At 55.2% G+C, this 21,019-nt stretch carries 16 protein-coding genes; 11 read left to right on the plus strand and 5 right to left on the minus strand.

Features of this window, described 5'->3' with window-relative positions:
• Positions 1–37 precede the first annotated feature (37 nt).
• A complete protein-coding gene (locus tag ABD735_RS19770) occupies positions 38–1,099 on the minus strand; it encodes an NAD-dependent epimerase/dehydratase family protein (protein ID WP_344809757.1) in 1,062 nt (353 codons plus the stop codon).
• 141 nt (positions 1,100–1,240) lie between these two features.
• On the opposite strand from ABD735_RS19770, the gene ABD735_RS19775 reads away from it, so the two are divergent.
• The 3 genes from ABD735_RS19775 to ABD735_RS19785 are packed head-to-tail and all read left to right on the plus strand — an operon-like array spanning position 1,241 to position 3,586.
• Positions 1,241–2,170, plus strand: a complete 930-nt coding sequence (locus ABD735_RS19775; protein WP_344809759.1) for a chemotaxis protein CheV — start codon at positions 1,241–1,243, stop codon at positions 2,168–2,170.
• Between the two features lie 24 nt (positions 2,171–2,194).
• Positions 2,195–3,106 carry an MOSC domain-containing protein gene (locus ABD735_RS19780; RefSeq protein ID WP_344809761.1) on the plus strand — a complete coding sequence of 304 codons (912 nt, stop codon included), beginning with the start codon at positions 2,195–2,197 and terminating at the stop codon, positions 3,104–3,106.
• Positions 3,107–3,586, plus strand: a complete 480-nt coding sequence (locus ABD735_RS19785; RefSeq protein WP_344809763.1) for a hypothetical protein — start codon at positions 3,107–3,109, stop codon at positions 3,584–3,586.
• On the opposite strand, the gene ABD735_RS19790 is transcribed toward ABD735_RS19785, so the two are convergent.
• Positions 3,572–4,480, minus strand: a complete 909-nt coding sequence (locus tag ABD735_RS19790; protein WP_344809765.1) for a hypothetical protein — start codon at positions 4,478–4,480, stop codon at positions 3,572–3,574. The two genes, ABD735_RS19785 and ABD735_RS19790, sit on opposite strands and share 15 nt — an antisense overlap.
• Positions 4,481–5,000: 520 nt before the next feature.
• Here ABD735_RS19790 and fadB point away from each other — a divergent pair.
• Complete coding sequence (gene fadB, locus ABD735_RS19795) at positions 5,001–7,148, plus strand: fatty acid oxidation complex subunit alpha FadB (protein ID WP_344809767.1); 2,148 nt, start codon at positions 5,001–5,003, stop codon at positions 7,146–7,148.
• Between the two features lie 33 nt (positions 7,149–7,181).
• Positions 7,182–8,354, plus strand: coding sequence for an acetyl-CoA C-acyltransferase FadA (gene fadA, locus ABD735_RS19800; protein ID WP_344809770.1), 1,173 nt, complete (start codon positions 7,182–7,184; stop codon positions 8,352–8,354).
• 101 nt (positions 8,355–8,455) lie between these two features.
• On the opposite strand, the gene ABD735_RS19805 is transcribed toward fadA, so the two are convergent.
• Positions 8,456–9,175, minus strand: coding sequence for a hypothetical protein (locus ABD735_RS19805; protein ID WP_344809772.1), 720 nt, complete (start codon positions 9,173–9,175; stop codon positions 8,456–8,458).
• Positions 9,176–9,304: 129 nt separating this feature from the next.
• Between ABD735_RS19805 and topA the strand changes: the two genes are divergently transcribed.
• Positions 9,305–11,944, plus strand: coding sequence for a type I DNA topoisomerase (topA, locus tag ABD735_RS19810; RefSeq protein WP_344809774.1), 2,640 nt, complete (start codon positions 9,305–9,307; stop codon positions 11,942–11,944).
• A 49-nt stretch (positions 11,945–11,993) separates the two neighbouring features.
• Here topA and ABD735_RS19815 read toward each other — a convergent pair whose 3' ends face one another.
• Both ABD735_RS19815 and gltA read right to left on the minus strand, forming a co-directional pair.
• Positions 11,994–12,896: an NAD(P)-dependent oxidoreductase gene (locus ABD735_RS19815; protein ID WP_344809776.1), complete on the minus strand. Its 903-nt coding sequence runs from the start codon at positions 12,894–12,896 to the stop codon at positions 11,994–11,996.
• Positions 12,897–12,902: 6 nt separating this feature from the next.
• Complete coding sequence (gene gltA, locus ABD735_RS19820; protein ID WP_344809778.1) at positions 12,903–14,174, minus strand: citrate synthase; 1,272 nt, start codon at positions 14,172–14,174, stop codon at positions 12,903–12,905.
• Positions 14,175–14,596: 422 nt separating this feature from the next.
• Here gltA and sdhC point away from each other — a divergent pair, with 422 nt between their 5' ends.
• From sdhC to ABD735_RS19845, 5 genes are all read left to right on the plus strand, one after another.
• The gene (gene sdhC, locus ABD735_RS19825; protein ID WP_344809780.1) at positions 14,597–14,971 is read left to right on the plus strand and encodes a succinate dehydrogenase, cytochrome b556 subunit; all 375 of its coding nucleotides are present in this window, start codon (positions 14,597–14,599) and stop codon (positions 14,969–14,971) included.
• Positions 14,965–15,312 (plus strand): succinate dehydrogenase, hydrophobic membrane anchor protein, encoded by a 348-nt coding sequence (gene sdhD / locus ABD735_RS19830; protein WP_344809782.1) that lies wholly within the window; start codon positions 14,965–14,967, stop codon positions 15,310–15,312. The genes sdhC and sdhD overlap by 7 nt, the downstream gene beginning before the upstream one ends.
• Before the next feature lie 2 nt (positions 15,313–15,314).
• Positions 15,315–17,087, plus strand: coding sequence for a succinate dehydrogenase flavoprotein subunit (sdhA, locus tag ABD735_RS19835; protein WP_344809784.1), 1,773 nt, complete (start codon positions 15,315–15,317; stop codon positions 17,085–17,087).
• A gap of 123 nt (positions 17,088–17,210) precedes the next feature.
• Complete coding sequence (locus tag ABD735_RS19840; RefSeq protein WP_344809786.1) at positions 17,211–17,915, plus strand: succinate dehydrogenase iron-sulfur subunit; 705 nt, start codon at positions 17,211–17,213, stop codon at positions 17,913–17,915.
• 220 nt (positions 17,916–18,135) lie between these two features.
• Positions 18,136–20,988, plus strand: a complete 2,853-nt coding sequence (locus ABD735_RS19845) for a 2-oxoglutarate dehydrogenase E1 component (protein WP_344809788.1) — start codon at positions 18,136–18,138, stop codon at positions 20,986–20,988.
• Positions 20,989–21,019: the final 31 nt, after the last annotated feature.

Below are 21,019 nucleotides of genomic sequence, written 5' to 3' on the forward strand. Positions count from 1 at the left end.
GGAAGTATAACACTATATAGTGTGATGAAAAGCGATTTCAGGCGTTTTTTTCAGCGCCTATCCCAGGCTGCGATACTTCGTCATTCCGACTGCGAAAACCGTCTGCAACTCGCTGTTTTACCTTGTCCTGTTCGACGAGCCAGGCGATACAGGCCTTCAGGGTCTGCTGGGCAGAGCGCGGCTGAAATCCAAAAGTAGCATAGGTTCGGCTCGTGTCGTACCACGCATAGCGTTCCACGACTTCGTGAACCAGATCCTGAGTAAAAGGCGGCGTAAGATGCAACAGACGGCAGATCATTTCAATAGCCTTGGCAGCCACCAGCGTCAGCTTTCTGCCGGTAGGCAAGTGTAAGGGCCTGTTACCGGTCAGCGTCTTGAGCATCCGGCCCAATTCGATGACCTCGATGTTCTCGCCCCCTACTATATAACGACTGCCTGGCTCGCCCTTCGTCAATGCTTCGACGTGAGCTCTGGCAACGTCACGAACATCCACGATATTCATGCCGCCTTTATAGGTCTGGCCGCGTCCATTGAGAAGGTCCATCACCAGACCGTTCGAAGGCGTGATCCGGTAATCGCCAGGGCCGAGCACGATGGCGGGGCAGAGCACGATGAGTTCAACGCCGCTTTCGGCTGCCAGTTTCTGCGCCTGACGCTCACTCTGCGTCTTGGCAACGTAGTAAGGATTCTGCGCATCGTCATTCCAGTCATCCGCCGTACGCATCTCGTCAGGACTATAACCGAAGCCGATCGATGCCACAGAGCTCGTGTACACCACCCGTTTGATAGCAAGTTCCGCTGCGACCTCAAGAACGTTTCGGGCACCGGTGACGGCTGGTTCGACGATTTCCTCGGCGGTTTTCGCAATCGTCTTGTAGACCGCTGCCAGATGAATGATGGCCTCACAGCCCTCTGCGGCCTTTTTCACCGCCGACTTGTCCTTGATGTCGCCGTGAATGATTTCGATTTCGCTGGCCCGTACGCCACGAAGATCCGAGCTCTTCCTGGCCAGCGCACGAACGCCGTGGTTAATGTTCAGTAACTGATCGACAACGTGACCACCAATATGGCCGCTGGCACCTGTAACGAGTACTTTCATTTCGGTCGAAGCTCCCTGACCCAAGAATTTTGAATGCGCAATCATACGGCCTTATGCTCGCTATCAAAAGGAAGGTTTTGATCTAGACTTGGGAGACAGTTGCCGGAAATCCCGGTCCAGGTATTCGAATGGTAGCGTCCTATGTCCAGCATCCTCGACTCAGTTGATCAACGTACCAAACTGGTGGGCGAGAACCGCCTCGAGCTCCTGCTCTTCAAACTCGGAGCCAATCAGATTTTCGCCCTGAACGTGTTCAAGGTCCAGGAAGTCCAGAAGCTTCCGAATCTCACGCAGATGCCGAAGCGGCATCCGTCGGTCATCGGCGTCAGCACCATTCGCCAGCAGACCGTGCCGGTCATCGACCTGTCCCTGGCCATCGGGCTTGGCCCGACGCCGCGCTCGAAGGATGCGACTATCATCGTTACTGAATACAATCGATCGGTCCAGGCCTTCCTGGTAGCGAGTGTCGACCGCATCGTCAACATGACCTGGCAGGAGATCATGTCTCCGCCGAAGAATGCTGGCTCTGCGCACTACGTTACGGCAATCACCAAACATAATGACAAGCTGGTCGAGATCATCGATGTCGAACGGGTTCTGGCCGACATCCTGCCCTACGACACGGAAATCAAGGATCAGCAGCTCACCACCGAGGTGAAGGCGCAGGCAGGAGGCAGGGAAGTGCTGCTGGTAGATGATTCCCCGGTCGCGATAGCACAGGCAAAATCCACGCTGTCACAGGTTGGTCTCGTCGTGCATACGGCTGTCAACGGGCTACTGGCCCTGCAAAAGCTGCAGGCGTGGGCAGATGAGGGCATCGATCTCAATGAGAAGCTGCTCATGGTCATCACTGATGCTGAAATGCCGGCTATGGACGGCTATCGCCTGACGACGGAAATACGCAATGACAGCCGCATGAAGGATCTCTATATTGTGCTGCATACTTCGCTCAGCGGTAACTTCAACAAGGCCATGGTGGCCAAGGTTGGCTGCAACGCTTTCCTGAGTAAATTCCAGCCGGACGAGTTGGCCAGGGCGGTCAAGGCGAGGCTGGACTCAGAGGCGCAGTGATGACCAGGAGGTCTGTTCTTCTCAATGCCTACGATTCAGTCACTCCACTGGTATCCGGTCAAATCCTGTGCCGGACTCAGTGTGGAGCAGCTTCGCTTCGGTAAATCCGGTCCCTGCCACGACCGTAGCTGGATGCTCGTCGATGACGACGCACGCTATCTCACAGCTCGAACACTGCCTCACATGCTCAGGTTGCTACCAGTCGTCAGGGATGGTCTGCTCCTGTTGCGTGTTCCGGTCGAGGGCAGTGCCCCCGAGCTCCTCGAGCTCGCAGCTCTGGACACTGATGCGCCTGCCAACCCCGTCCTGCTGGAGCCGCGCTCCCTGAGCAAGCAGCGGCTGGAGGTCAGCATATGGGGTGATAGCTGTGCAGCAGTCGTGGCTGACGACACGGTCAACACGATTCTCAGCAACTTTCTCGGTACCAGCGTCAGGCTGGTCTTCATGGCGGCAGACACAGTACGCCCGGTCGAGCAGGACTACATCGACCGTACAGCTTTGGCAGGCCAGACCTTTCAGGTCGGCTTTGCAGACGCCTATCAGGCACTTGTCATCGGCCAGGCTTCACTCGACATCCTGAATCAGAAAATGGCGCAGGCCTTACCGATGTCCAGGTTCAGGCCCAATATAGTGGTTAGCGGATCGGAGCCTTTTGCCGAAGACAGTTGGCACCGCATCGAGTCGGACGGTGTTGTACTGTATGGCGTCAAGAAATGCAGCCGCTGCGCCATTACCACCGTCGATCCGGACACAGGCTCCCGTGGCAAGGAGCCGCTGAAAACACTGGCCACTTTCCGCCGGGGCGAGCGCGGCATCATGTTCGGACAGAACCTCGTCTACTCAACGCCATATGAAGACGGGCGCACGCAAACACTGGTGTGCGGTGCCGAGCTCAACGTGGTGTCGCATCTGCCAGATTCGGGCGAGGGATATTGAATGGAGTGGTTCATCATCGCCTTTGCCCTGCTGGGGCCGATCGGCGCGCTTTACTGGCTGAAGCCCTCTCCAGCCAGGCGCATTCTGGAGCGCACCCGGGTGCTGGCTCAGCAGAAAGGCTTCCAGGTAAGGCTATTGCGAAAAGATGAAATCAGCAAGCGCTTCGACGTCGAACCTGACAGGCCGATCGTCGAATATACCTGGCGTGTTCGCGCGACAGATCCGGGAGGTGCCAATGCGCGGCAGGCAAAAACAGAGCCTGTACTGGTAAGCTTCATTAGGAAAGAGAGCGATACTGATCGGACGGCCATGCCAGACATTCTGTCCCAGTACGAGGTGGAGCGGGCGGTCTATGCCTTCACCCTCACGCCCACCAGAGCGGTGCTCATCTGGACGGAGCAGGTCACGCGCGAAAGAGCCGAGCCATTTCTGGACGAGCTCATTTCGCTGGTGAAACGGTCAGCCTCAGCTGGTCTTTGACAGGCTTTCCAGCAGACCGTTCAACTTCTCGACAATCTTGTTCGAGTAGAGGTTGACTACGTACGACACATTGTTTTCGTTGTAGTTGATGTATGAACCTTTGATGAAGAACCAGCTGCTTTCGATCGACTTCAGCGCTTTGGTCGCTTCTGCATTGTTGCCGAGCGCAGCCTTGATGGCGTTCAGCTGTTTGTCGAAATTGACCGCCTGAACATCGATGGGCTCGTCCGTCTGCGCCCCCTGGAAAACCTGGGAAACGGTTGAGGCTGACCGGGCAGAGTATTTGGTCATCATACTTTCCATGAGCAGCGTGGCTTCACGGAGTTGCTCGACCATCACATCCGGCTGATAGCTGGCAGCATCCATGGCACTGCGCTTGGCTGTCTCGGCAGCAGTGAGAAGATTCTGGTTCACCTGCGCCATATCGGCCACGAGACGTATATCGGAATACTGTCGCTCGATAAGATCTGCGATGTTGTCCTTCAGCAGTGCAGCATACTGTCCCTGTATCTCCGGAATGCGCAAGAGTTGCTCGCGTAGCTGGCCTTCCTCCAGGGTAGTGGCCATTTCATTGATCCTGCCCGTAGAACTGGCGAGGGCTTCGGCTCGCTCACTGACTAAGAGACGCTCATCCTTGTCGCCAGGAGCGATGCTGAAATTGTAATAGCTATTCATGACGAGGTTGCCATTGGAACGAACCTTGAATAGTGCGGATAGCAGCTCGGCGGCCTGCGCCTGATCCAGCGCGTGTGCTGGCAAGCTCGACAGCAGACCCACGACCAGTCCGTAGGCTAGCGCTCGCGGCAGAAGGCGGGCGGAGCGGAGCAGGCCGACAGGTCGCTTGTTTGATACGTCTATTGTGATGCTTGAGCTCGGCACAGTCTTCACCAGCATTCGTTTACACTCCCGTCTCTTCGTAAGGCGCTTGAATTCTATTTATTGCGATTTTGAACGATGTCAATTCAGTATAGCTGCTTTCCCAAACAGCACTAGCGCGGCCTGTAGCGGCTCGGACGACTTGATTAGTCGAGGCGACGGGGGCCGCTCCAGAAGCGCGAGCCATTCAGGGATCCTTCTGAAAGGTAAATAGATTCAGAGTCTTAGTCAAAGGGCTTAAGCCGAATGACTTGGTATTCGAGATGGGCGTCGCGACTCAAGGCCAAGGAGAGTTGACTTTCCAGCCGATTTTATCCATCTTAGCGCCCACCTAATTCAAACAAGCGTATGAATTAGCGCTGGGTCGGGCACCACGTCCGATTCGAATTAAAAGCTGCTACGAGTCCCGATAACGGTATACTTCGGGACGTATACGTACTTCGCGTAGGTACCTTGGTCCTCCCTTCATCTAATGGATAGACAAAAGGGGCGCCGCTGGGCCATTAACCCGTGCTCAACAAAGCTTGGAGAAGAGTTGATGATTTACGAAGGTAAAGCCATCACGGTAAAACTGATCGATGACGGAATAGCTGTCCTGACATTTGATTTACAGGGTGAATCGGTAAACAAGTTCAACCGGTTGACCATTGAAGAACTCGGCGAGGCGGCTGCCAAGCTTGGTAACGCCAATGACGTCAAGGGTCTTATCGTCACAAGTGCCAAGGATGTATTCATCGTTGGTGCCGACATTACAGAATTCAAGGAACTCTTCAAAGGGTCCGAAGAAGAGCTGGTGGCCAACAATCTCAAGGCCAACAGCGTATTCAGCGCGATCGAAGATCTGCCTTTTCCAACGCTGACGATCATCAACGGTATCGCGCTTGGCGGCGGTTTTGAAATGTGTCTGGCTACTGACTATCGCATCATGTCTTCGAAGGCGAAAGTTGGATTGCCTGAAGTCAAGCTCGGCATATTTCCTGGCTTTGGTGGCACGGTTCGTCTGTCACGTGTCATTGGTGCAGACAATGCCATCGAATGGATCTGTGCTGGCGGCGAGAAGCGGCCTGAACAGGCTTTGAAGGATAAGGCTGTCGATGCGGTGATTGCACCTGATGCCCTCATGGATGCGGCCAAGACTACTATGAAGCGTCTCATCGACGGTTCACTGGATTACAAAGAGCGCCGAGAAGAGAAGAAAGGCAAGCTGCAGCTCAATGCCATGGAAAGCATGATGACCTTCGAAACTGCGAAGGGCTTCGTGGCAGGCCAGGCTGGCCGCAACTATCCGGCGCCAGTGGAAGCCATCAAGGTCATGCAGAAGCATGCCGGCATGACTCGCGACAAGGCGATCGAAGTTGAAGCCAAGGGTTTTGCCAAAATGGCGAAAACACCCGTTGCCGCAGCACTCGTTGGCCTGTTCCTGAACGATCAGGAACTGAAGAAGAAAGCCAAGGCATATGACAAGCAGGCACTGCCTGTCAATCGTGCCGCAGTGCTCGGTGCTGGCATCATGGGCGGCGGTGTTGCATTCCAGTCTGCACTGAAAGGCACGCCAATCGTCATGAAAGACATCGCTCAGGCGGGTCTGGATCTTGGTCTGAAAGAAGCCAAGGGCCTGCTCACCAAGCGCGTTTCTCGTGGCAAGATGACTGCCGAGCAGATGGCTGACGTTCTCAACAAGATCAACCCTGCGCTTGGCTACGGTGACTTCAAGAGCGTCGACCTCGTTGTCGAAGCCGTTGTAGAGAACCCGAAGGTCAAGGATGCGGTACTACGTGAAGTAGAGGACGTCGTTCGTGAAGATACGATCCTGACTTCTAATACGTCTACGATCTCGATTACCCGTCTGGCGCAGAACCTGAAGCGTCCTGAAAACTTCTGCGGCATGCACTTCTTCAACCCGGTGCACATGATGCCGCTGGTCGAAGTCATCCGTGGCGAGAAGACCAGCGAGCAGGCAATTGCCACTACCGTGGCGTACGCCAAGGCCATGGGCAAGAATCCGATCGTGGTCAACGACTGCCCGGGCTTCCTGGTCAACCGTATCCTGTTCCCTTACTTCGGTGGCTTCAACCTGCTGGTTCGTGACGGCGCTGACTACAAGCAGTGCGACAAGGTCATGGAGCGTTTCGGTTGGCCAATGGGCCCTGCCTACCTGCTCGACGTAGTCGGCATGGACACTGCCAAGCACGCTGGTGATGTCATGGCTGAAGGCTTCCCTGATCGTATGCAGTACAGCGAAAAGACTGCTGTAGAGCTGATGTTCGAAAACGACCGTCTCGGTCAGAAGAACGACAAGGGCTTCTACAAGTACTCGCTCGACAAGAAGGGCAAGAAGCAGAAGGCTGTTGACGAGAAAGTTGAGCAGATGCTCGGCGATGTCGTGCACAAGAAGGGCGAGTTCACCGACGAAGAGATCATCGAGCGCATGATGGTGCCACTGTGCATCGAAACCGTTCGCTGTCTTGAAGATGGAATCGTTGAGACTGCTGCCGAGGCGGATATGGGCCTGGTGTACGGTATCGGTTTCCCTCCGTTCCGTGGCGGCGCGCTGTTCTACATCGACACCATTGGTGTTGAAGAGTTCTGCAGGATCGCTGACAAGTACGAATCACTCGGCAAGCTTTATCATCCTACTGATGGCCTGCGTGAAATGGCTAAGTCAGGCAAGAAATTCTACGGCTGATTGCCGCAATACAGATTAGGACGGAGATAAGATATGAGTCTGAATCCAAGAGATGTCGTCGTTGTCGATTGCGTGCGGTCGCCAATGGGACGTGCCAAGAACGGCATATTCAAGCATACCCGAGCGGAAGATATTTCTGCTCGCCTGATCAACGCGCTGTTCGAGCGCAATGACGTCAATCCAGCTGAGGTCGAGGACCTGATCTGGGGCTGCGTCAACCAGACCAAGGAGCAGGGTTTTAACGTTGCTCGCCAGATCTCGCTGATGAGCGTGATCCCACACACTAGTTCAGCGCAGACCGTGAACAGACTGTGTGGCTCAGCCATGACTGCGATCCACACTGCAGCACAGGCTATCATGACCAACAACGGCGAAGTCTTCGTGGTTGGTGGTGTCGAGCACATGGGCCACGTACCCATGACAGAGGGTTTCGATCATAACCCGGCTGCCAGCAAGTACAGCGCCAAGGCGTCGAACATGATGGGTCTCACTGCTGAAATGCTCGCCAAGATGCACGGCATCAACCGCCAGCAGCAGGATGAGTTCGCTGTTCGTTCACATCAGCGTGCTCACGAAGCGACTGTCGAAGGCCGCTTCAAGAACGAAATCGTTGTCATGGAAGGTCATGACGACGACGGCGTTCCGATGCTGTGCACCGAAGACGAGACTATCCGTCCGGAAACCACGCTCGAGAGCCTTGGTCAGCTGCGTCCAGCCTTCGATCCGAAGTCTGGTACCGTGACTGCAGGTACTTCATCACAGCTCACTGACGGCGCTGCCGCCATGCTGCTGATGTCTGCCGAGCGCGCACAGGCGCTGGGTCTGAAGCCAATGGCGAAGATCCGTGCAATGGCCACTGCCGGTGTTGATGCTGCGATCATGGGCTACGGCCCGGTTCCGGCTACCAAGAAGGCGCTGAAGCGTGCTGGTCTTGAGATTTCCGACATTGATTTCTGGGAACTGAACGAAGCCTTCGCGGCGCAGTCACTGCCAGTCATCAAGGATCTGAAGCTGATGGACGTGATGAACGACAAAGTAAACCTGAACGGCGGCGCGATCGCGCTGGGCCACCCGCTGGGTTGCTCTGGTGCACGTATCTCCACCACGCTGCTGAACATTATGGAAGCGAAGGGCGGTACCTTTGGTGTGTCCACGATGTGTATCGGTCTGGGACAGGGTATCTCTACTGTCTGGGAACGTCTTTAGGTCAAGCTGGGCGGTCTAAAGCCGCCCATTGGTCTATGAAGTGAGTGAAGCCGGCCATTTGCGCCGGCTTTTTCATGCCTGGTATCCTGCCGATGGCATGCTCATTCAATATCGAGTTCGTCGTCGTCGGCCTCTGGCTTAGTGTTGCTCGTAGTCGAACTCTGCGTGCTCTCGGCAGCTTTTATCTGGTCAGTGAGCCGTCGAACGGCTTCATTTTTCTCGGTAGTGCCAAGTGAGCTGCGTTTGTAAACGTCCCGTGCTTTTTTCAATTGGCCGATAGCCTCGCGTCGCTTGTCGGCCTGCAGCAGTTGGTCAGCGTGATATTCATGCGAGCGAATCTGAACCGTCAGCTTGAGCTGCTCCAGGTGCTCGAGCTGTTGTTGATATGCTTCGGCCGACAGGCGCGCTCTGAGCTTGAGTCTCAGAAGCTTGTTCCCAAGCGTTCGCAGACCCTCCAGGGCTGCTCTCATCTGGCCATCGCTGTGCATCACCCGCTCGCCGGATGGTCTGAGTCTGCCTTCCTCCAGAGCGTGGAGCTGGCCTTTCAGGTCTTCCAGTTGCTGCAGTGCCCCTGGAAGACCCAGTGATATCAGCTCTTTCTGAATCTCGATCAGGGCGATAGTCATGGCCACGGCAATATCAGCCCGATCATCGACCTGCAGAATAAGCGCAACGGCATTTTCATAGTCCTGACGTCGCTGCAGCAGGGCCTTGATTTTTGCCGCTCTGTGCTGCGCAGCCTGTTGTCTTGCATACAGAACAGCGCTCACAACTACAGAAACGAACATGATGCCGAGGAGTACAACAACGAGTGTAGTCATAAGAAAGAGGCACGAAAAACAAGCAATTGAGGTAACTGAAGCTTAGCCTCGATTCCGCGGGTATGCTTGATTATTGTAGGCCAACACCTTATATATGACGCCAAATCGAATTAAGAGACCAGTTTCTGAATGGCCAAATCACTCGTCATCGTAGAGTCGCCTGCAAAAGCCAAAACCATAAACAAGTACCTTGGGCCAGACTTTATCGTCAAGTCCAGCGTCGGCCACGTCCGGGATTTGCCGACGGGCGCGAGCAAGACTGACAGGAAGGCGGCAGGTAAGAAAAAGCCTGTGGCCACCAAATCCCTGTCGGATTCGGAGAAGAAGGCCAAGGCCAAGCGGCAGCTCTTTACCAGGATGGGTGTCGACCCGGAACATGACTGGGAAGCTGAGTATGAGGTCCTCCCCGGCAAGGAAAAAGTGGTTGAAGAGCTCAGGCGGCTAGCCAAGACGGCAGACCATATCTATCTCGCAACGGATCTCGATCGCGAAGGGGAGGCCATAGCGTGGCACCTGAGGGAGCTGATCGGTGGCGATGATGAGCGATTCCGGCGCGTCGTCTTCAACGAGATTACCAAGAACGCGATCTCGGATGCTTTCAAGGAGCCTGGCACGCTCAACATTGATCGGGTCAATGCGCAGCAGGCCAGGCGTTTTCTGGATCGGGTAGTCGGCTTCATGGTATCGCCGCTGCTATGGTCGAAAATCGCACGTGGTCTTTCAGCTGGTAGGGTGCAGTCTGTCGCCGTCAAACTGATCGTTGAGCGTGAGCGGGAAATTCGTGCCTTCGTGCCTGAAGAATACTGGCAGATGCACGCCGACCTCGCTGGCGAAGTCACCGACACGCTTGCAGGCGAAGGCAAGCGCACGCGGGCCCAGGCTCAGTTTGAAGTCACTCGAGTAGATGGCAAAGCCTATCGGCCGCAAAACCGCGCGGAGTCCGAAGCGTTCCAGGCTCAGCTCGAAAAAGCCGGCTACAAGATCGCCAAGCGTGAAGACAAGCCGACACAGTCGAAGCCATCCGCACCTTTTATTACCTCGACGCTGCAGCAGGGCGCCAGTAACCGGCTCGGCTTCAGCGTGAGCAAGACCATGCGTCTGGCCCAGAAGCTCTACGAAGCGGGTTATATCACCTACATGCGTACCGATTCGACCAATCTGTCTGCTGATGCCGTGTCGACAGTGCGGGATTACATCGTCGATCAGTATGGCAAGGCCTATTGTCCAGAGAAGCCCAGAGTCTACAGCAGCAAGGAAGGCGCTCAGGAGGCTCACGAGGCGATTCGGCCGACAGACGTAAACGTGAGCGGGGAGCAGCTGCAAAGCCTTGAGCGCGACGCTGAGCGCCTTTACACCCTCATCTGGAAGCAGTTTGTAGCTTGTCAGATGGAAAATGCCCGATTCCAGAGCACCACACTTGTGGTCGAGGCCGGTCAGTTCGAGCTGCGAACCCGTGGTCGGGTCATGGAATTCCCGGGTTTCCTCAAGGTGCTGCCGCTGGTTGTCAAGAAAGACGAAGACGCTCAGCTGCCGCCGTTCAAGCAGGGCGATGTGCTCGACCTCGAGGCACTGAAGCCTACGCAGCATTTTACCAAACCGACAGCGCGTTTCACCGAAGCAACCCTGGTCAAGGAGCTCGAGAAGCAGGGGATAGGGCGACCATCGACCTACGCCTCCATCATTTCCACGATACAGGACCGCGGCTACGTTCGACTCGAGAACAAACGCTTTTTCGCGGAGAAGATGGGCGATATCGTCACCGACCGGCTAACGGAGTCCTTCAAGGATTTGATGAGCTATGGCTTTACGGCGAGTATGGAAGAGCGCCTTGATGCTATTGCTACCGGCAAACTGAGCTGGAAAACGGTGCTCGACGAATTCTATTCGCAGTTCAGCCAGAATCTTGAGCATGCGGAGTCTACAGAATCCGGTATGCGTGCGAATGAAGCTGTACCTACCAGTATTGCCTGCCCGACGTGCGCAAGACCCATGCAGATCCGGACGGCGAGTACTGGGGTGTTTCTTGGCTGTTCAGGCTACAGTCTGCCCCCCAAGGAGCGCTGCAAGACGACCCTGAACCTTACGCCGGGTGACGAAGCCATCGCGGCTGATGATGATGAAGCCGAGGCCCAGGCGCAGCGTGAGAAGCGGCGTTGCCCGGTCTGTTCGACTGCCATGGATAACTACCTGATTGATGAGCACCGCAAGCTGCATGTCTGTGGCAACAATCCGGATTGTCCAGGGCACGAAGTCGAAGAAGGCCATTACAAGATCAAGGGTTACGAAGGTCCGCGTCTCGAGTGCGACAAATGTGGCGCAGAAATGCAGTTGAAGAATGGTCGCTTCGGCAAGTATTTCGGCTGTACCGCCGAAGACTGTAAAAATACCCGCAAGCTGCTGCGCAATGGTGACCCTGCGCCGCCGAAGATGGATCCTGTACAGATGCCTGAGCTGAAGTGCACCAAGGTGGATGATCACTACGTGCTGCGCGATGGCGCCTCAGGGCTCTTTCTGGCCGCCAGTCAGTTTCCGAAGAACAGGGAAACCCGTGCGCCACTGGTGACCGAGCTGTTGCCGCACAAGAACGAAATAGATCCGAAATACGCCTATCTCATGAAGGCGCCAACCAAGGATCCAGAAGGCCGCCCGGCTGTCATCCGCTTCAGTCGCAAGACCAAGGAGCAGTATGTAATGTCAGAAAAGGATGACGGTAAACCCAGTGGCTGGGCAGCGTACTACTCAGGTAGCAAGTGGACAGTCAAAAGCTGAAGACAGGCCAGGGTCGGCGCTGACCAGTCTGGGTCAGCGCCTGATCGCCTCAGTCTTTCCGGCTTGAAAATCTGCTCAGTAGACTTGAAGTATCCCAGCGGCCACCGCCTAGCTGCTGAACCTCACCATAAAACTGATCCACCAGTGCTGCTACCGGCAAGTGTGCGCCATTACGACGCGCTTCATCGAGGCAAATTGCCAGATCCTTCCGCATCAGATCAACCGCGAAGCCGTGCTCGTAGTCGCCGCGGATCATACTGTCATGTCGGTTTTCCATCTGCCAGGACTGGGCTGCCCCTTTGGATATCACCTCAATCACAGCATGTTCATCCAGTCCCGCGACCGTCGCGAAGTGAATGGACTCTGCCAGGCTTTCTATCAGGCCCGCTATCGCAATCTGATTGGCCATCTTGGTCAGCTGGCCGGAGCCTGCCGGGCCCAGAAGACGTGCCATCTTCGCGTAATGTTCGATAATCGCCTGGGCTTGTCTGAAATGAGGTTCCTGGCCACCGCACATGACGGTGAGCGCACCATTGATGGCGCCCTGCTGGCCACCGGAGACGGGAGCATCAATGAACCCGATGCCGCGTGCTTCGGCAGCTGAATTCAGTTGGCGGGCGATATCGGCAGAGGCAGTCGTATGATCGATAACGAGCGCACCGGCCGGAAGATGCGCCAGCAGACCCTCGTCGCCCAGATAAATATCTGAAAGGTCCTGGTCGTTGCCGACACAGGAAATGATGGTGCTCATCTTGCGAGCATCCCGGAGCTCGACAATACTGTGCCCCGGATGCGCCCTCAGCCAGGCTTCCGCTTTGCCCCGGCTGCGATTGTAGACGGCGACCTGCAGGCCGGCTGTCGCCAGGTGACCTGCCATAGGTGCGCCCATCACGCCTAATCCTATGAAGCAGACCTGCCTGCGATCCTCGTTCTGCAGATCGGTGTCAGCCATCAGCTATCAGCCAGGGTAGTCACGCTTGGTGTGCCCGGTGTACAGCTGTCGTGGTCGGCCGATTCTATAGTCGGTGCTCACCATCTCGTTCCAGTGAGAATACCAGCCGACGGTGCGTGCCATGGCAAAGATAACCGTGAACATGGATACTGGAATGCCGATCGCACGGAGAATGATACCTGAATAGAAGTCGACGTTCGGGTACAGCTTGCGCTCTACGAAGTATGGATCTTCCAGGGCAATCTGCTCGAGGCGACGGGCGATCTTGAAGAGCGGATCGTCTTCAAGGCCGAGCTCCTGAAGTACCTGGTCACAGGATTCCTTCATGACCTTGGCGCGTGGATCGAAGTTCTTGTAGACGCGATGGCCGAAGCCCATGAGACGGAAGGAGTCATCCTTGTCCTTGGCACGCTCGATGAATTCTGGAATGCGTGATTCATCTTCGATTTCCATCAGCATGCTCAGCACGGCCTCGTTGGCACCGCCGTGAGCTGGCCCCCAAAGTGCTGCAATGCCTGAGGCAATGCAGGCAAAGACGTTGGCGCCAGAAGAGCCTGCGAGCCTTACTGTGGACGTAGAAGCATTTTGCTCATGGTCTGCGTGCAAGAGGAAAATCTTGTCCATCGCCTTCGCCAGGATGGGGTTGACTACGAACTCTTCGCAAGGGGTACCGAACATCATGTAGAGGAAGTTTGCAGCGTAATCGAGGTCATTGCGCGGATACATGAAGGGCTGGCCGATCGAGTACTTGTAACACATGGCTGCCAGCGTCGGCATTTTGGCAATCAGGCGGAAGGCGGCAATCTCGCGATGCTTCTCGTCAGTGGAGTCCATGGTGTCGTGATAGAAGGCCGAGAGTGCACCGACGACACCACACATGATGGCCATCGGGTGAGCATCCCGACGAAAACCATTGAAGAAATGATTCAGTTGCTCGTGAACCATCGTATGGTTCTTGACCATGGATTTGAAATGACCGAGCTCCTCATTGGAAGGCAGTTCGCCATGAATGAGCAGGTAGCAGGTTTCAAGATAATCTGAATGTTGCGCTAGTTGCTCTATAGGGTAACCGCGATGCAGCAGAACACCGTTAGTGCCGTCGATGAAAGTGATCTTCGATTCGCAGGCGGCGGTAGACACAAAGCCGGGATCGTAAGTGAAGAGCCCCTGCTGGACCAAAGATCGTACGTCGACGACATCAGGGCCGGTTGTGCCCGAATACATTGGTAATTCAATATCTTTGCCATCAACTGTGAGTTTGGCGTGCTTATCCGTCATGGACGACTCCCGTTACTGTACATCGCCGGCCAGTCCAACTGCCCGACGTAGTAGATTAGATGCGGATGCATCCGGCTTCACTCGGTCGGTGGCAGGCTTTGTGACAGGCTGAAAACGACCGAGGCTCTGGATAGGCGCTTATACTAATGACTTGATCAGCAATTGATAAGCCCTTTCTTGCATTTGTATGACGTCGCTCGATTTTGGTGCGCGGCCTCGTTGTCGGCACCCTGAAGAGGCATAAGCCCGGAGATTGAATCCTTATGCCGAATCGGACCGTATCTCAATTGTAATGTGATGCATGCCCTCATATACTATGCGCCCGAAACCAACCCGCTGCGTTTCGGCAGTGTTTCGGAGTCACACGCTTCCTCGCTTCACACGGCCCCCACAGGGCAAAGTATTCAAAGGTGCTACACACTGTGAATAGAAACAGACCGGTCAACCTCGATCTCACGAAGTTCCACTTCCCGCTCCCGGCCATTACATCGATTCTCTTCAGAGTCAGCGGTGTGATCATTTTCGTCATGCTGGGCGTTCTGCTGTACCTTCTGGACTCGTCTCTCGAGAGCAGCGAATCATTCGCCCGGGTCGAGGGCTGGATGGATGGCTTCTTCGTCAAGTTCATTGTGTGGGGCATTCTATCTGCCCTTCTTTATCACCTGGTATCGGGTATCAAGCACCTGATTCAGGACATGGGCTACATGGAAACGATGGAAGGGGCAACGATTGCCGCCAAGGTCTCCATTGTCATATCCATCATTCTTATCGTTCTCGCCGGAGTTCTCGTATGGTAACTACTATCACCAACTTTGGTCGAAGCGGCCCATACGACTGGTTGATCCAGCGTGCCACAGCCGTCATCCTCGGCGTCTATACTATTTTTCTCTTCGGCTACTTTGTCTTCAGTGGCGATATCAGTTACGTCGAGTGGAAGTCACTGTTCGAAGCGACGTGGATGCGCATATTTTCACTGCTGGCTTTGCTGGCGCTTGGCGCACATGCCTGGATAGGCATGTGGACTGTGGCGACCGACTACCTGCATAACGGGTTCGTCAAGTTCATAGCACAGGCAGTTGGAGGCGTTATCCTCTTCGTGTATGTGGTTTGGGGCGTACAAATTCTCTGGGGACTTTGAAGATGGCAGCAGTAAGAACGCTTAAATACGATGCAATCGTAGTAGGGGGCGGCGGTTCTGGTATGCGTGCCGCGCTACAGTTGACGCAGTCAGGTCTGAACACGGCCTGCATCACAAAAGTCTTTCCAACACGGTCACACACCGTATCCGCCCAGGGTGGCATCACCTGCGCCATCGCGAGTGCCGATCCGAATGATGACTGGCGCTGGCACATGTACGATACCGTCAAGGGCTCCGACTATATCGGCGACCAGGATGCTATCGAGTATATGTGCTCTGTAGGTCCGCAAGCTGTTTTTGAGCTTGAGCACATGGGCCTGCCTTTCTCACGAACCGAGCAAGGACGAATCTATCAGCGGCCATTCGGCGGCCAGTCAAAAGACTTCGGTAAAGGCGGTCAGGCCGCACGAACCTGTGCTGCTGCTGACCGTACCGGCCACGCACTGCTGCATACCCTGTATCAGGGTAACCTGAAAGGCGGCACCTCGTTCCTGAATGAATGGTATGCCATTGATCTGGTCAAAAACGCAGCTGGCAAGATCACTGGCGTAACTGCCATCTGCATCGAAACCGGTGAAACCGTGTTCATTCGTGCCAAGGCGACCGTTCTGGCCACTGGTGGCGCAGGACGAATCTACGCTTCTACTACCAATGCCCTTATCAATAGTGGTGATGGTACAGCCATGGCACTGAGAGCCGGCGTGCCTGGTCAGGACATGGAAATGTGGCAGTTCCACCCGACTGGTATCCATGGTGCGGGTACGCTCGTTACAGAAGGCTGCCGCGGCGAAGGTGGCTACCTGATAAATAGTGAAGGTGAGCGTTTCATGGAGCGCTATGCGCCGAACGCGAAAGATCTTGCGGGTCGTGATGTTGTCGCCCGCTCGATGATCCTTGAAATTCTGGAAGGACGGGGCTGTGGTCCAGACAAGGATCACGTCATGCTCAAGCTTGATCACCTCGGTGCCGAAACGCTCAACCTCCGCCTTCCCGGCATCGTTGAGCTGGCCAAGACCTTTGCTCACGTCGATCCAGCGAAGGATCCGATTCCGGTCGTGCCGACCTGTCACTATATGATGGGCGGTGTGCCGACCAACATTGGCGGCCAAGCACTGACTCAGGATGCAAATGGCAAGGATCAATCCATTGACGGGCTCTTCGCTGTCGGTGAAGCGGCCTGCGTTTCGGTCCATGGTGCGAACCGCCTGGGCGGTAACAGCCTGCTCGACCTTGTCGTGTTCGGTCGCGCAGCAGGTCTGCACATCGAGGAACTGCTTCGCGGCGGTTACAGCGCAGATGATCCATCTCAAACAGATATTGATGAGGCCTTCTCGCGATACAACCGTTTGAACGCAAGCACTGGTGGCGAGTCTGTTGCACAGGTGAAGAAGGATCTGCAGAACTGCATGCAGCTCTACTTCGGCGTATTCCGTGACGGCGATAAGATGCAGATTGGTTTGAAGAAGCTCGACGAGATAGGTGAGCGTGTCCACAACCTGCATTTGCAGGATAAGTCGAACGCTTTCAATACTGCTCGAATCGAAGCTCTCGAGCTGGAGAATCTATACGAAGTGGCGCTGGCAACAGCAATTCCTGCCGAAGCCCGGAAAGAAAGTCGTGGTGCGCATGCGCGTAACGATTTCACCGAGCGCGACGACGAGAACTGGCTCAAGCATTCGCTGTATTTTGCTGAAGACCGCTCAGTGCGAAAGCGGGATGTCAATTTCAGCCCCAAGACCATGGAGGCATTCCCGCCTTCGGTTCGAAGTTACTAGGACTCGTTCCCGCCAGGCGCAAAAGGCCTGCAAATAACAGAACGTTGTCTGGTGGAGCCGTCGCTGACCGCTCCACCAAGTGAACATTTGGCGAGTATCGTTTCACGAGTTGTGAGGTGAATTATGTTAGTTAGTGTCTATCGCTATAACCCTGAAATAGATCGTGAACCATACATGCAGGACATTGAGATCGAATTGCCCGAAGGCAAGGATCTCATGGTGCTTGACGTACTCAATCTGCTGAAGGAAAAAGATCCTTCATTAACGTACCGTCGGTCTTGCCGCGAGGGGGTATGTGGTTCAGACGGCATGAACATGAATGGCAAGAACGGTCTGGCCTGCGTCACACCGATCTCCGATATCATAGAAAACAATCAGGTCAGGCTTCGTCCATTGCCTGGTCTGCCTGTTATCCGTGATCTTGTCATCGACATGTCGATCTTCTACAAGCAGTACGAGAAAGTGCAGCCGTTCCTGCAGAACAATACACCGCCTCCAACCATAGAGCGTCTGCAGACTCCTGAAGACAGGGCTAAACTCGACGGGCTTTACGAGTGCATCCTCTGTGCCTGTTGCTCCACTTCGTGTCCTTCGTTCTGGTGGAACCCTGAAAAATTCATCGGTCCAGCTGGTCTTCTCCAGGCCTACAGGTTTCTTAACGACAGCCGGGATACTGCGACTGAGGACCGTCTTTCGAAGCTGGACGACCCCTTCAGCGTCTTCCGCTGCCGTGGCATCATGAATTGTGTAAGCGTTTGTCCAAAGGGTTTGAATCCGACTCGCGCAATTGGCCATATTCGAAATATGTTGATCTCCCGGGCAACCTGAGCCATTGGCGCATTGCAAAAACAGTCGCTGATGTTCTCCTACCGGGGATTGCGGCTGCAGACAGTGCATTTGCAAGCGCTTGCCCGCTGCGCTGTATAGACTATTCTGAGCACGTTGGTCGAGAGGTCTGACGTGCTGTTTAACCTCATCTACCCGACGAGGTTGTTCGAGTGGAAGGCCTACACCAAGGGCTACGCTCACTATAAATAATGGCGGATATATGCAAGAAAGCAGAATGGAAGAGCTTTGGCAGAGCGCCCACCTCGCAGGCGGTAATCTGGCCTATGTCGAAGATTTGTTTGAATCCTACCTGACCAATCCGAATAGCGTTCCTGAAAAATGGCGCGACTTCTTTGACAAGTTGCCAGCCCAGAACCCGGATAGTCAGAACGCGGACGTGTCTCACGCCGTCATTCGAGATCAGTTCAGGGCTCTCGCCAAGCGCAGGCCCAGTGTGGGCGGGACAGGTGGTGCTGATTATCAGACTACTACCGAGCACGAGCGCAAGCAGGTTCGGGTCATCAACCTCATCACGGCCTATCGACTTCTCGGTCATCAGAAGGCCAGCCTCGACCCCCTCGCACTTCAGCCAAGACCTCACGTAGTCGATCTCGATCTCGCCTACCACGGCCTGACCGAGGCAGATAAAGACACGGTTTTTCAGGCTGGCACGCTTCGTTTCGGTGTCGAAACTATGACGCTCGGCGAGCTCATCAGGGGGCTGGAGTTCACGTACTGCGACACTGTTGGCACTGAATACATGCATGTCAGCAACACGGAAGAGCGCCGCTGGATTCAGCAACGCCTCGAAAGCGTGCGTTCGCATCCGGTATTCGGCAAGGAAAAGCAGGTCCATCTCCTGGAGCGACTCACTGCAGCCGAAGGTCTGGAAAAATATCTGAGTTCGCGCTACCCGGGGACCAAGCGATTCGGGCTCGAAGGTGGTGAAGCGCTCATACCACTCGTTGACGAAATCATTCAGCGGGCAGGTTCATATAACGTCAAGGAAATCGTTATCGGCATGGCCCATCGTGGTCGTCTGAACGTGCTCGTCAACACCCTTGGCAAGAACCCGAAGTCACTGTTCGACGAGTTTGAAGGCAAGCATTCCGTTGCGACGGATGATGGTAGCGGTGATGTTAAGTATCACCAGGGTTTTTCGTCCAACGTTATGACGCCGGGCGGCGAAGTTCACCTGGCGCTGGCGTTTAACCCTTCGCATCTCGAGATCGTGTCACCCGTGGTAGTCGGTTCGGTGCGAGCGCGTCAGACTCGCCGCGACGACAGGAAAGGTGATTCCGTGATGCCAGTCATCATGCATGGCGACGCGGCATTCGCCGGTCAGGGCGTAGTCATGGAAACCTTCCAGATGAGTCAGACCCGCGGGTATGGCGTCGGCGGAACGGTCCATATCGTCATCAACAACCAGGTTGGTTTCACGACGTCCAAACGTGAAGACGCGCGGAGTACGGAATACTGTACTGATATCGCGAAGATGGTTCAGGCGCCTATCTTTCACGTCAATGGCGATGATCCCGAGGCGGTGCTATTCGTCACGCAGGTCGCGGTCGACTATCGGAATACCTTCAAGAAAGACGTGGTCATCGATCTGGTGTGCTACCGCCGTCGTGGCCATAACGAAGCCGATGAGCCGGCGGCTACCCAGCCGATCATGTACCAGAAGATTCGCTCACTCGAAACGACCCGAACGCTGTATGCCCAAAAGCTTCTGGAAGACGGTGTTATCGCTGAAGACGAAGCCAAATCCATGGAGAGTGATTATCGCGATCGCCTCGATGCCGGGAGTCACGTTGTCAGCAGTCTGGTGCTGGAACCGAACAAGTCGCTGTTCGTGGACTGGACACCCTTTCTTGGCCACAAGTGGACGGCGAAGGCGAAAACCAATATTGCGATGAAGGCGCTTCAGCGTCTTGGCAAGAGAATCGATCAGCTTCCTGAAGGCTTTACTGCCCAACGGCAGGTATCGAAGATTCTTGAAGATCGTCAGAAGATGACCCAGGGCGCATCGCCGATGAACTGGGGTTATGCGGAGGTCATGGCTTACGCAACCTTGCTGCATGAGGGACATGCTATCCGGTTGACCGGCCAGGACGTCGGTCGCGGTACCTTCTCCCACCGCCATGCCGTTCTGCATAATCAGCAGGATGGATCGAGCTACGTGCCGCTGCAGAATATATCTGTAGATCAGCCCCTGTTCGAGATCTATGACAGCTATCTGTCGGAGGAGGCCGTGCTCGCGTTCGAATACGGCTACTCCACCACCAATCCGAACCCATTGGTTATCTGGGAAGCCCAGTTTGGTGATTTCGCCAATGGTGCGCAGGTCGTCATCGACCAGTTCATTACCAGCGGTGAGCACAAGTGGGGGCGTCTGTGCGGACTCACCATGTTGTTGCCACACGGCTATGAGGGTCAGGGCCCTGAGCATAGCTCTGCACGTCTCGAGCGCTTCCTGCAGTTGGCTGCGCAGCATAATATTCAGGTCTGCGTACCATCGACGCCGGCACAGGTCTTTCATATGCTGCGCAGACAGGTAAAACGACCGCTGCGGAAGCCATTGATCTGTATGAGTCCGAAGTCGCTGCTCCGTCACCGCGAGGCCATTTCGACGCTCGAGGAGCTCTCAGAAGGTCAGTTCCAGACCGTGATCGGGGAAGCCGATAATAGTATCGAACCGAAAAAGGCTTCACGGCTCATCATGTGCAGTGGCAAGGTCTACTACGACCTTCTGGAGAAGCGTCGTGCTGACGAGCGCACAGATGTTGTGCTGGTCCGGATCGAGCAGTTGTACCCCTTCCCGGAAGACGATCTGACAGAAGTGTTCATGCAGTACAAGAACCTCAAGTCGATCGTCTGGTGTCAGGAGGAGCCGATGAACCAGGGCGCCTGGTACAGCAGCCAGCATCATATGAGATCAGTGATCGCACAGACTCACGACAAGATCTACCTGACGTACGCGGGACGCGAGGCATCTGCTTCGCCTGCAGCGGGATATGCTCAGGTGCATGCCGAAGAACAGCAGAGACTGGTGAACACCGCTTTTGACGGCTGATTGCCTGTAAAAGTGCTGTTTGCAACCAAGT

This window comes from Allohahella marinimesophila, assembly GCF_039538005.1.
Lineage (GTDB): Bacteria > Pseudomonadota > Gammaproteobacteria > Pseudomonadales > Oleiphilaceae > Allohahella > Allohahella marinimesophila.